This window comes from Fulvivirga kasyanovii, from assembly GCF_009711405.1.
Taxonomy (GTDB): domain Bacteria; phylum Bacteroidota; class Bacteroidia; order Cytophagales; family Cyclobacteriaceae; genus Fulvivirga; species Fulvivirga kasyanovii.
In genome coordinates, this window is record NZ_SMLW01000459.1 from 1 (window position 1) to 11,887 (window position 11,887).

An 11,887-nucleotide genomic window follows, 5' to 3' on the forward strand; every position below is an offset into this window, starting at 1 on the left:
ATTTTCAAGGTGACCCTAAATAAAGGATCCAATCAAAAGATGCGAGTATAGCTTGATCGTTAGGACTTGAACAGCACCTGCTGCAACCAGGCAAATAACTCCATGAGCCAGGCTACACCCACGTGGATGATCACGCCCCCCAAAATGCTACGGCTCTCATAGGCGATCACACCGAGTATATAACCACCGAAAATGGAGCTGATGGCTTCTCCTTCCGGTTTACCGAAATGTAAGAAGCAATACGTTACTACCATCGGGATAACCACATTTCTACCCATTAGAGATGCCAGGCCCAGGATCATAAAGCCCCGGAATACCAGCTCAATGGTCAGGAAATTCCATCCGTATGCCAGCTCATAGATTATGGCCGGTACCCATTCAGGTACACCCAGGTAATAGGGGGCGGGGTTGGCTTTATAAATAGGGTAAAAATTGCTGAAATTGTCAATGAAAGAGGCTGCTATAAGCAAAGGCACCATGATCAGCAGCAGGAATACATAAGGTTTGTAATCAAAGCCCTTTAATGTCAGTCCGTAAAAGCTCTCCAGTTTCTGATCCAGTGCTTTATAAATTATCCATAGCGGGATGATCGTGGTAAATATATTGATCAGGTTTTTACCCACTTTTTTTGCCCAGTAGTGCAGTTGATAGCTTAGCTCCTGATTGACGAGTATCTCATGATAATGAAAAGCAGCATCCAAGGCCAATATAGCCAACACAGATGCACTTTTGATCCAGAAAACCCTGTTGCTGAGCAGTGACCGGTCCTTTTTAAAGCTTACCATGATCAGTACTGCAGAGTAATAGGCAAAGCCATAGAAAAGGAAATAATAGAGTATTCTTATGCTGCTGCCGTGGTAACTGTCTATGACCGAGTCTTCAAAGTCGAAGTAATAATTGAAAATGAGCGAAAAAGTGAGAAATAAGGCAATTGCGCTGTAATAGCCCGGGCTAAAATCTTCCCTGAGATGGCCTTTCAGATAATGAAGTATCTTTTTCAAGGTTGTTAATTAAAAAGTAAGGAGCGCTTCATACACTTTATTGACCGGCAGACCGACCACGGTAAAAAATGACCCTTCTATCTTTTCAATACCTACCATGCCGATCCACTCCTGAATACCATACGCTCCCGCTTTGTCATAAGGGCGGTAATTGGTGATGTAGTAGTCAATTTCTTCTTCGGATAACTTCTTAAAATATACTTGCGTAGTATCGTCAAAAACAATTTGTTTGTCACGGCTTTTGATACATACCCCTGTAATCACCTCATGCTCTTTGCTGGATAGTGACTCAAGCATGCGTCTGGCATCTTCATAATTTTCAGGCTTGCCCAGAATCTGATCATTCAGCTTTACAATGGTGTCCGCTGTAATGACCACTTCATCTTTCAGGTCATTGCCATAGGCATCACCTTTCTTGGCAGCAAGGTATTTGGCAACTTCTTCCGGAGGAGTGTCCTCAGGATACGATTCATCTACCTCTTTGGTCTTTACCTTAAACTCAAAGCCTGCATTGCGGAGGAGTTCCTGGCGCCGCGGGGAGTTAGAAGCAAGAATGAGGGGGCGATTGAAATTCATCATCTTTTATAGAGCTAAATAAGAAACCGCAGATTACTTTCGGGTAAAAATATGTCGATTTTTGAGGCATCAGGTAACCACTGTAGCACACCTGTTTTACGTCGTTCATGGTAATGTCATTGGTAATGATGGCCATTTGCGCCTCATCGCGGATGACTTTTGCAAGACAATCGCTGAAGCTACGGTCAAATTCTATATTTTCCGATGTGCGCTGGTCTTTGCCGGGTATTCCCAATATCTTCTCAATAATGAAGTAGTGCATTACTGTAAGGTCCAGCCTTTTTACTTCATCAGGGAAATTCCATTTTAGGGCAGATATTTTCTCAGGTTTTAGCCTCACCTTATAGGCGCTGTCTTTGAAAAGCAATCCGAACGCCCACTGCTTGCCCAGTATTATCTCATTGATATTATAGGCATCTTCAACCGGTTTGATGATAAAGTCTTCACTGAACTTCTCCATGAGTTTCTTTTCATCGAAATTGCTGATGTTTTTGATCACCCGGTGTGTTGGGAGTATCCTCAGGTCATCAGCTTCGGTATTGGTAAGGAACATTAGATGGTAATTGTAGCCTTCATCGCCTTTGTGCCCTTCCTGCTCCATCATTTTTTTGCGGTACATCAATGAGCCTTCATAGCGGTGATGCCCGTCAGCCAGGATGATCTTCTTATCGTCGATCACATCGAGGAATTTTTTGATGACCTCAGCATCATGGATCACGCTGAGTACATCCCTCACGCCCTGATAATCTTCTGTTTCAAACAATGGATGCTTCATGCTGTCATCCATATATTTCTCCAATTCAAAATCTTTATCAGTATACAGACCGTGCGTGGGGCTCACATTGAGCTGTGTTTTTTCAAGCAGGTCTATCCGGTCATTAACTGCCTTGGGAATGGTGTTTTCATGCCTGAGAATAACCTCATCGTCCCAGTCATAAGCACGGATATTACATATAAAACCTTTTCTGCAATACTCTTTGTGGCTACCAGGTAAGGTAAAATATTGGTAGTAGACATAGATACCATATATAGGATCTTGTTCTATTACCCCTTCACTTTTCCACTTTTCCAGCAGTAAAGCAGCATTGTCCGCTGCATTTTCACCTCTTGGAACTGAAAGATGGATGCTGTTATATGGATTTTGATACAGCTTTTCCCTTTGCCGGGTAGATACCACATCAAAGAGGGGAGAGGTGAGTTCGTCGATCCTGGAGGTTAACTCGCTGTTATAACGCCACGCTCTTAAAGGTTTTATTTCTGCCATGGGTAGATTGGTGCTAATTTCTGGCTCTCTGTTTCCATTTACTTCGAGGGCTGGAATTAGCTGCATTTTGAGTTTTGTGTTGTTTAGTATCTTCGAGGAGTACGGCAGCGAGGGCCGCAGCTATCATTTGCTCATCATTTTGCTCCTTGGTTTCCAGTTTTTCAGGAGAGAAGTGCCTTTCTACAAAGGTGGTGTCAAAATTACCAGAGGTAAAAGCCTCATGGTTCAGCACAAACCTTCCGAATTCGAGGGTGGTTTCGATGCCACTGATCTCGTATTCTTCAATGGCCCTCAGCATCCTTTGGATGGCGGCCTGCCTGTCTTCGGCATACACCGTAAGCTTGGCAATCATCGGATCATAGTAGATAGGTATATCCATACCCTGCTCAAAACCATCATCAACACGAACTCCCGGTCCCTCAGGCCTTTTATATATATTCAATCTTCCAATATCAGGCAGGAAGTTGTTTTTCGGGTCTTCCGCATACACCCTTAATTCCAGAGCATGGCCGCTGAATGACAGGTCTTCCTGCTTAAACTCCAGCTTTTTGCCTTCCGCTATTTTTACTTGTTCCTTAACCAGGTCTATTCCGGTAATTTCTTCAGTTACGGGATGCTCCACCTGTAGTCGGGTGTTCATTTCCAGAAAATAAAAATTGAGCTTATCATCCACAATAAACTCAACCGTGCCAGCTCCATAGTAATTACAAGCTTTGGCCACACCAACAGCCGCTTTTCCCATGGCTTCCCTTACTTCGGGTGTAAGTACAGATGAAGGGGCTTCCTCTATAACCTTCTGGTGCCTTCTTTGAATAGAGCACTCCCTTTCAAAAAGGTGGACGATGTTGCCATGCTGGTCTCCAAGGATTTGGAATTCAATATGGCGTGGAGACGTTACAAACTTTTCTATAAATACAGAGCCATCTCCAAAGGCGGACTTAGCCTCGCTGATAGCTCTTTTCATCTGCTCTTCAAATTCCGACTCTTTGGTCACTATCCTCATACCTTTACCACCACCACCGGCACTGGCTTTGATCAGGATCGGGTAACCTATTTCAGAGGCAATACTTTTGGCTTCATCGATATCATCAATGGCCTTTTCGGTACCGGGCACAAGAGGTACATCATACTTTGCTACGGCAGCCTTTGCTGCCAGCTTGCTTCCCATGGTTTCTATGGCTTCCGGGGAAGGGCCGATGAAGATAATGTCATTTTCAGACACCAGTTTGGCGAATTCTGCGTTTTCTGACAGAAAACCATAACCGGGGTGTATGGCATCTACATGGAGGTCTTTGCACGCTTTTATGATCTTGTCGCTGCGCAGATATGATTCGGCAGAAGCGGCAGGTCCCAGGCAAACGGCTTCATCTGCATGCCTGACATGCAGGGCGTTACGGTCAGCTTCGCTATACACGGCAACCGTTTTTATGCCCATTTCCCGTGCAGATCTAATGATTCGTAATGCTATTTCGCCCCTGTTGGCGATGAGTATTTTCTGGATTTTCTTCATGTCAAATGGCCTCAAAAATGAATCACAATGCTAATTAAATATTTGTTATTTACGAAATTGAGGCCGCATTAAAAATAAACGCGCCTTTTTGACAAGACCATTATTAATGTTAGATTTGTGTGCTTTTTATAAGTATAAGGACGTTTTATAATAAAACTTATTTGTAGTGGATCTATTTGATAAATTAAAAGTAGAAGAGGGCGCTTTAGGTCAACATTCGCATCTTCCGAAAGATTATTTCATGTTCCCTAAACTGGAAGGAGATATAGCTCCAAGAATGAAGTTTAACGGGAAAGAAGTATTGACGTGGAGTTTGAACAACTATTTGGGGTTGGCAAACCACCCGGAAGTAAGAAGAGTTGATGCTGAAGCTGCTGAAAGATGGGGACTTGCATATCCTATGGGCGCCAGAATGATGTCAGGAAACTCCGTTCATCATATCGAGCTTGAGGAAAAGCTGGCAGAGTTTATAGATAAAGAAGCGGTGATGCTTCTTAACTATGGTTATCAGGGTGTATTATCAATCATTGATGCCGTAGTAGACAGAAAAGATGTTATCGTATATGATGCGGAATCTCACGCCTGTATTATAGATGGTGTAAGACTGCACATGGGTAAACGCTTCGTATTCCCTCACAATAACATTGAAAACCTTGAAAAACAACTTCAAAGAGCCAAGAAGATCACTGACGAAACAGGCGGTGGTATCCTTGTCATTACAGAAGGTGTTTTTGGTATGTCAGGTAACATGGGTAACCTGAAAGACATTATTGCCCTTAAAGACAAATACCAGTTCAGACTTTTTGTTGATGATGCTCACGGTTTCGGTACCATGGGTAAGACAGGAGCAGGAACAGGTGAGGAGCAAGGTGTTCAGGATGGTATCGACCTTTACTTCTCTACATTTGCCAAGTCTATGGCCAGCATCGGTGCATTTGTAGGTGGTAACCAATCCATTATTCAGTACCTGAGATACACGATGAGATCTCAGATCTTCGCTAAGACACTCCCTATGCCGCTTGTAATAGGAGCCTTGAAAAGATTGGAACTTTTGAGAACGCAGCCTGAATTGAAGGATAACCTTTGGAAGGTTGTAAATGCTTTGCAGTCTGGTCTTAAGAAACACGGTTTCGATATAGGAACCACCAAATCCCCTGTAACACCTGTATTATTTAAAGGTGGACTGGGAGAAGGTGCCAACATGGCTATGGACCTGAGAGAGAATTACAACATATTCTGCTCTATGGTAATTTATCCTGTTGTACCTAAGGATGTGATCATGCTGAGATTGATCCCTACTGCTGTTCATTCTATGGAAGATGTAGAGGAAACAATTAACGCTTTTGCCGCTGTTAAGGATAAACTTGACAATGGTGTTTACAGAAGAGAGGAAATTATTGCGATAACTAAGTAAAAAAGTTAAAAAAAAGACCGTTTTTGGTTGAATTATAAACATTTTGCTTATATTGCCTCCTCAAAATTAATAGTAGAAAATTTTCAATAACCTTAAAATTTTATCACGTATGAACAAATTTGCTCAACTTAGAGATTTAGTAATGTCATTGGAGTCTGACTTCGAGAAATTCTACGATAAGAATAATAACGCTGCTGGAACTAGAGTTAGAAAAGGCATGCAAGATCTGAAAAACCTTGCTCAGGAGATCAGAGTTGAAGTTCAAGATATGAAGAACAAAGGATAATCTAATTCTTTTAAGCAAATAAATAAAAAAGGGACAACACAAGTTGTCCCTTTTTTAATTTAACACATTTCACCCTTAAAGAACTCGCTACTCTATCCACATATCTTTCTGACAAGGGTATTATTCGTAGGAAGATAATTAACAGAACTAAATCTCGGCTTTACTAAACTTTCAAAGTTTGGTAAAGCTGAACTGTTCATCAGTACAGACCGTAGGTAACACACCAAAGACTGAAGAAACCTCACCCTTTCAGGACTGGGTTTGAATCAATTGAAACCAATGCGACAAACCAATCAGAAATAAAGCTTGTAACATTAAGCTTGCTCCTGAAAATCAATAGACCACGTCTATTGCTGTTTTGTCCGGGTTTACCAATTACTTCTACTTATGGCTATTATATGGCGGATAGGCCGGCTTTCATCTGGTGCATTGCCTTGCTGATCTGTGCCTGTAAATCTTCAGAGGCTGAGACAAGCGGTAATCTTACAAAGTTATCGCATACGCCAAACTCCTTCAGTACTTGTTTGATTCCTACAGGGTTGCTTTCGGAGTACATGAGTGGGTTGATCTCGAGCAATTGGAAAGCAGCGGCAGCGGCTTTTTTGTAGTCATTAGCAAAAGCAGCGTCCTTCATTTCTTTAAATATATCGGCAAATCCATTGGCCAGCACTGAAATAACACCAACTGAACCTATAGCGTATAACGGCACAGTAAGCATATCATCGCCACTGATCAGCATGAAATCCTCAGGTTTGTCCCTGCTGATTAACATGGCCTGCTCCAGGTTGCCGGAGGCTTCTTTTACTCCAATAATGTTCTTATGCTTTGCAAGCCTCAAAGAAGTAGAGGCAGAGATGTTGGAACCTGTTCTTCCCGGAACATTGTAAAGGATCACCGGTACCGGAGAGGCATCTGCAATAGCGATATAATGCTGATAGATGCCTTCCTGAGAGGGCTTATTGTAGTAGGGGCTTACGGATAAAATGGCTTCTACACCGTCAAGATCTGTAGACTTAATGGTTTTGATGACCTCTTCGGTATTGTTACCTCCTATGCCATAAACGATAGGTAGCTGATGCGGATTGTTTTGTTTGGTGTATTTGAGTATTTCGGCCTTGTCTTTGGCTGATATAGTGGCTGATTCGCCGGTTGTGCCTTGAACAACATAATAATCAACACCTTTTTCTGCTGTAAACTTCAGAAGGTTCGTCAGTCCGTCAAAGTCAATATTTCCTTTGCTGTCAAAAGGTGTCACCAGTGCTACGCCAGTGCCGTGTAATTTATGCATCAACTTAATATTTTAGTATATTTATACATTTCCTCAGCCAGATGTTGAATGCTACTGCCATTTTGGGTTTGTATCATCAACTCACAGAGCTGATTGTTCACTTCATTAAATTTCCCGATCCTGCACTTCGCCTTGCTCATAGCCAAAATGTTTGTGATCAGTGGATTGCTTTTTTGATCCAGGTAAAAAAGATAATCAAAAGGCTTCTCTACAAAACTATGGACCTGATCTGCCGTGAAATTTCCCCACATGGTCACGTCCTTGTCAGTGAAAAAATCAAACAGGAATTCAAAGTTTTCCTTGCCTTTCGGCAGAAAAGCGAGTGCCTGAACTTTCTTTCCGTCCTTTTCAAGGCGTCTAACCAACTGCTTAATCGTTTCGTGCTTGGCCAGGTCATCTATAGTGAAAACAATACCAATGCTTTTTGCCTGCTCATAGCTTACACTATTGCGGGCTACTTTACTCTTTTTAACCAGAGCTTTGGTTTTATATGAAAGTATCTTTTTGCTAAGCATTGTATTTTATTTGAGCATAGCTTCAAAATCGGGTTCAGAGATAATCTTTACCCCCAATTTCTCTGCTTTATCCTTTTTGGCTGGTCCCATTTTGTCTCCGGCCAACAGAAAATCCAGTTTTCCTGATATGGCCGAGATTACTTTGCCTCCGTTGTCCTGGATGACCTTTTTAAGCTCATCACGGCTATACCTTTCAAACACGCCCGAAATTACGAAAGTTTTGCCATCTAAAATATTAGATACCTGGGTATTATCAGCTTCTTCCAGTTCCATGCTAACCCCCGCAGCTTTCAGGCGTTCTATTTCCCTTACGTTTTCACGGTCTTTGAAAAAGTCAATCACACTGTTGGCAATTCTTTCACCTATTTCGGGGACATTGATGAGGTCATCGTAGCTGGCTACAATAATGTTGTCAATATTTTTAAAGTGGGCGGCTAGTTTTTCTGCCACAGTTTTGCCCACGAACCGGATGCCCAAAGCAAAAAGTACACTGTCGAAATTAGTTTCTTTAGAACCCTCAATGCCTTTTAGTAAGTTATTGGTGCTCAGTTCTTTGAATCCCTCTAGCTGATATACCTGTTCAAAGGTAAGGTCATAGAGATCAGCAGGGCTTTTTACAAAACCTTTTTCGAAAAGCATGTGAATCGTGCGTTCACCCAGAGAGTCTATGTCCATAGCTTTTCTTTGGATGAAGTGTTGTATGCGGCCTTTGATCTGCGGAGGGCACCCTTTGGTGTTGGGGCAGTAATGTACTGCTTCTCCTTCTACGCGCTCCAGTGCGGAGCCGCATGCAGGGCAATGGCTGATATACTCTACAGGCTCCAACCCTGGTGTCCGGGCTGTAAGATCTACGCCGGTAATTTTTGGTATAATTTCTCCGCCTTTCTCAACAAAAACCATATCACCGACCCGCAGGTCCAGGCGTTGGATCTCATTGGCGTTATGAAGTGATGCCCTTTTTACGGTTGTGCCTGCCAGGAGTACTGGTTGTAGTTCCGCTACCGGGGTAATAGCTCCGGTACGGCCTACCTGATAAGTGATATCTTTTAATCTGGTTGCAGCATTTTCTGACTTGTACTTATAAGCAATAGCCCAGCGAGGACTCTTCGCAGTAAATCCAAGTCTTTCCTGCTGCGGAAAGCTGTTAACTTTGATTACAATGCCATCAGTGATCAATGGCAGTTTATTTCTTTCTTCTTCCCAATCTTTTATATACTTCAGTACTTCATCGATGTTAGCGCACTTCCTGAAGGTAGGGGAGACATTGAAGCCGAGGTCAATTAATTTTTGAATGGCTCCGGCATGGGTGTCAACACCCAGGTTTTCGCCACTCATGGAGTAGAGGTAGCAGTCTAATTTTCTTTTGGCAACGGCAGCGGAATCCTGCATCTTCAAAGTTCCGGAAGTCGTATTCCGGGCATTGGCATAAGGTTCTTCTCCTACGTCCTCACGCTCCTTGTTTAATTGTATGAAAACCTTGTTGGGCATAAAAGCCTCCCCACGGGCTTCAAACTCCTGAGGGTAATCACCCTTTAACCGGAGAGGAATAGAACGAATGGTCCTCACATTATTGGTGATATCATCGCCTCTTACGCCATCTCCGCGGGTAACGCCTCTTACAAGCATGCCATCTTCATAGGTAAGGCTAAGCGCAACACCATCAAATTTAAGCTCACAGAAGTACTCATACGACTCACCGTTCAGCCCTTTGGCCACACGCCTGTCAAAATCCTCCAACTCTTCTTTTGAATAAGTGTTGCTGAGGGAGAGCATGGGGGTTTTGTGGTAAACCGTATCAAAATTTTTGGTTATCGTGCCACCTACACGCTGGCTGGGTGAATCGGGGTATTTAAATTCAGGAAATTTGTTTTCCAACTCGATCAGCTTTTCCAGGAGCATATCGAACTCGTAATCCGATATTTCTGAGGTGTCGTTCAGGTAATACTGTTCGTTGTAATGGTTTATTTTTTTTGAGAGATCAGCTATCTCCTGTTGTGCTTCTTCCTTAGTCATGTCGTACTTGTAAATGCCGTAAATCTAACCAAAGTCTGTAAAAAAAGGAAAGATGAATTTCACACGAAATTCATCTTTCCTAATTATCCTGTTATGCAGGTTATTATTACTTTGTGGGGTCTTCAAATGCTTTCATGGCACTTTTCAGATCCATGCTGTTGTTAGACCTGTCTATGTCAGCCATTCGGTCTGTAGGGTCTATTTCAATATTCTTTATTTTGGACGCGGCATTGTTGATCTTTAAAGTGTAAGTAGGGTAGGTCCAGGGCCATGCTTCCTTGTTCATGCGCTGAATTTGAGTATTTTCTACTTCTTTTGCACCTCGCATTATTCTCAAAGGAATATAATAGATCTCTTTTGAGCCATCTTCATACTCTACATACAGGTCTATGGGCATCATCATTTCCCCAATGCGTTCAAGAGTAACGTAAGTCGCATCGCCATCGCCAACCACTGTTCTGATACCATAATCGATTTGGTCGGTGGTGTAAACGAACTTCTCCAGGTACCAGTCTAATTGTATTCCAGAAGTTTTTTCCATCACCCTGATAAAATCTATTGATGTAGGGTGTTTGAACTTCCAGGTGTTGAAGTAGTTTTTCATTCCTTTCATGAAAGTTTCCTGGCCAATAATGTAGCTCAACTGGTGCAGGAAAACAGCTCCTTTGGAGTAGGAGTTGATGCCGTATGACCTGTTGCTATGGTATTGGTCTGCATGTGTGGTCAAAGGCTCTTCCTGACCGCTGTTGGCCATGAAGAAATAGCCTCTGTATGATCCTTCATGGGCATTGCGGTCACTTTCAGGATCGAACAGGTGCTTCATAATAACATCCGAAGCGTAAGAGGTGAACCCTTCATCCATCCATGGGTACAGGCTTTCGTTAGTTGCCAGTACACCCTGGTACCAACTGTGTACCATTTCATGTACAGATACGCCGATCAGGCTGTTTAAATTTCTGTTACCGGTGATCAACGTGGCCATAGGGTACTCCATACCACCGTCTCCACCCTGAATAAACGAATACTGGTCGTAAGGATACTTACCGAAGTTTTTACTCATAAACTGCATGGCTTTAACCATGAATTCAGGTAGTTTTTCCCAGTTTTCTTTGTTTTCTTCAGTTTCCTGATAGATGAAGTGCAGGGTAGGACCGTTTGGCACCTGAGCTGTAGTGTGTTTGTAATCGGGGTCAGCAGCCCATGCAAAATCATGTACATTAGGTGCTTTGAAATGCCATGTCAACGGTTTTTCAGATTGTTTTATTTCAGTTCCAGCTTTTTGGTAGCCGTGGCCAATTTTGTCGGGATTTTGCAGATAACCTGTACCGCCAACTGTGTATGAAGGGTCTATAGTGATCTTCACATCGAAATCGCCCCATACACCATGAAATTCCCTGCCGATATAAGGATTGGTATGCCATCCCAGGTAATCATATTCGCTCAATTTAGGGTACCATTGTGTCATGGAATAGGCTATTCCCTCGGCACTGTTGCGGCCTGATCTTCTGACCTGCAAAGGTACCTGGGCTTCAAACTCCATTTCAAAAGTTGTTTTACTTCCGGGAAGGATAGGCTTGTTTAACCTTACTTCGAGTATCGTACCCTCAACTTTGTAAGTCACTGTTTTGCCATCCTGTTTCAATGATTTGATATGCTGATAGCCAATTTCATCATCCTTCAATTGAGATATACGGCTTCCAACCCTGCTATCCGGGTCTTCGATATTCAGTGAGCGTACATCCATCATGCTTCCTGGCTGAAATGCATTAAAGTAGAGGTGGTAGTATGCCTTGTTCAGCGTGTCAGGCGAATTGTTATAGTAAACCAGTTTCTGCTTGCCATTGAACCGGTGTGTTTTTACATCCATGTCTATTTCCATGGTGTATTCTGCTCTTTGCTGCCAGTACGACTGTGATTTCGGCTGAGCCATCCCCAGAACGGGAATCAGTAATAAGTAGCTTAAAATGAGTCTCTTATAAATGTGCATTAAGATTTACGTTTAAGTTTAATCGAATTTGGG

The 11,887-nt window shown here is 42.7% G+C and carries 10 protein-coding genes; 2 read left to right on the top strand and 8 right to left on the bottom strand.

Annotated elements, in window-relative coordinates; genetic code table 11:
- Nucleotides 1–59 precede the first annotated feature (59 nt).
- Genes E1163_RS07830 through accC form a run of 4 tightly spaced genes read right to left on the bottom strand, consistent with a single transcriptional unit; the run spans nt 60 to nt 4,351 of the window.
- Nucleotides 60–1,001: a CPBP family intramembrane glutamic endopeptidase gene (locus tag E1163_RS07830; protein ID WP_155170881.1), complete on the bottom strand. Its 942-nt coding sequence runs from the start codon at nt 999–1,001 to the stop codon at nt 60–62.
- Nucleotides 1,002–1,010: 9 nt separating this feature from the next.
- A complete protein-coding gene (locus E1163_RS07835; protein WP_155170882.1) occupies nt 1,011–1,580 on the bottom strand; it encodes a Maf family nucleotide pyrophosphatase in 570 nt (189 codons plus the stop codon).
- Nucleotides 1,543–2,841, bottom strand: a complete 1,299-nt coding sequence (locus tag E1163_RS07840) for a DUF1015 domain-containing protein (RefSeq protein ID WP_155170889.1) — start codon at nt 2,839–2,841, stop codon at nt 1,543–1,545. The genes E1163_RS07835 and E1163_RS07840 overlap by 38 nt, the downstream gene beginning before the upstream one ends.
- 13 nt (nt 2,842–2,854) lie before the next feature.
- A complete protein-coding gene (accC, locus tag E1163_RS07845; protein WP_155170883.1) occupies nt 2,855–4,351 on the bottom strand; it encodes an acetyl-CoA carboxylase biotin carboxylase subunit in 1,497 nt (498 codons plus the stop codon).
- A gap of 166 nt (nt 4,352–4,517) precedes the next feature.
- Between accC and E1163_RS07850 the strand changes: the two genes are divergently transcribed.
- Complete coding sequence (locus tag E1163_RS07850; protein WP_343033780.1) at nt 4,518–5,765, top strand: aminotransferase class I/II-fold pyridoxal phosphate-dependent enzyme; 1,248 nt, start codon at nt 4,518–4,520, stop codon at nt 5,763–5,765.
- A gap of 109 nt (nt 5,766–5,874) precedes the next feature.
- Nucleotides 5,875–6,051: a histone H1 gene (locus E1163_RS07855; protein WP_155170884.1), complete on the top strand. Its 177-nt coding sequence runs from the start codon at nt 5,875–5,877 to the stop codon at nt 6,049–6,051.
- Nucleotides 6,052–6,445: 394 nt separating this feature from the next.
- Here the strand turns inward: E1163_RS07855 and dapA are convergent, their stop codons facing one another.
- The 4 genes from dapA to E1163_RS07875 form a co-directional block, all read right to left on the bottom strand.
- A complete protein-coding gene (gene dapA / locus E1163_RS07860) occupies nt 6,446–7,339 on the bottom strand; it encodes a 4-hydroxy-tetrahydrodipicolinate synthase (protein WP_155170885.1) in 894 nt (297 codons plus the stop codon).
- Entirely contained in the window at nt 7,339–7,854 is a 516-nt protein-coding gene (locus tag E1163_RS07865; protein ID WP_155170886.1) for a DUF6913 domain-containing protein, read from the bottom strand. The genes dapA and E1163_RS07865 overlap by 1 nt, the downstream gene beginning before the upstream one ends.
- A 6-nt stretch (nt 7,855–7,860) precedes the next feature.
- Nucleotides 7,861–9,867, bottom strand: coding sequence for an NAD-dependent DNA ligase LigA (gene ligA / locus E1163_RS07870; protein ID WP_155170887.1), 2,007 nt, complete (start codon nt 9,865–9,867; stop codon nt 7,861–7,863).
- Between the two features lie 106 nt (nt 9,868–9,973).
- The gene (locus E1163_RS07875; protein ID WP_155170888.1) at nt 9,974–11,854 is read right to left on the bottom strand and encodes a M1 family metallopeptidase; all 1,881 of its coding nucleotides are present in this window, start codon (nt 11,852–11,854) and stop codon (nt 9,974–9,976) included.
- Nucleotides 11,855–11,887 lie beyond the last annotated feature (33 nt).

What these genes read in the sequence shown, in the direction of transcription:
- dapA (WP_155170885.1), bottom strand. Translation starts at nt 7,339, where the DNA reads ATGCATAAATTACACGGCACTGGCGTAGCACTGGTGACACCTTTTGAC.
- accC (WP_155170883.1), bottom strand. Translation starts at nt 4,351, where the DNA reads ATGAAGAAAATCCAGAAAATACTCATCGCCAACAGGGGCGAAATAGCA.
- E1163_RS07840 (WP_155170889.1), bottom strand. Translation starts at nt 2,841, where the DNA reads ATGGCAGAAATAAAACCTTTAAGAGCGTGGCGTTATAACAGCGAGTTA.
- E1163_RS07865 (WP_155170886.1), bottom strand. Translation starts at nt 7,854, where the DNA reads ATGCTTAGCAAAAAGATACTTTCATATAAAACCAAAGCTCTGGTTAAA.
- E1163_RS07835 (WP_155170882.1), bottom strand. Translation starts at nt 1,580, where the DNA reads ATGATGAATTTCAATCGCCCCCTCATTCTTGCTTCTAACTCCCCGCGG.
- ligA (WP_155170887.1), bottom strand. Translation starts at nt 9,867, where the DNA reads ATGACTAAGGAAGAAGCACAACAGGAGATAGCTGATCTCTCAAAAAAA.
- E1163_RS07855 (WP_155170884.1), top strand. Translation starts at nt 5,875, where the DNA reads ATGAACAAATTTGCTCAACTTAGAGATTTAGTAATGTCATTGGAGTCT.
- E1163_RS07875 (WP_155170888.1), bottom strand. Translation starts at nt 11,854, where the DNA reads ATGCACATTTATAAGAGACTCATTTTAAGCTACTTATTACTGATTCCC.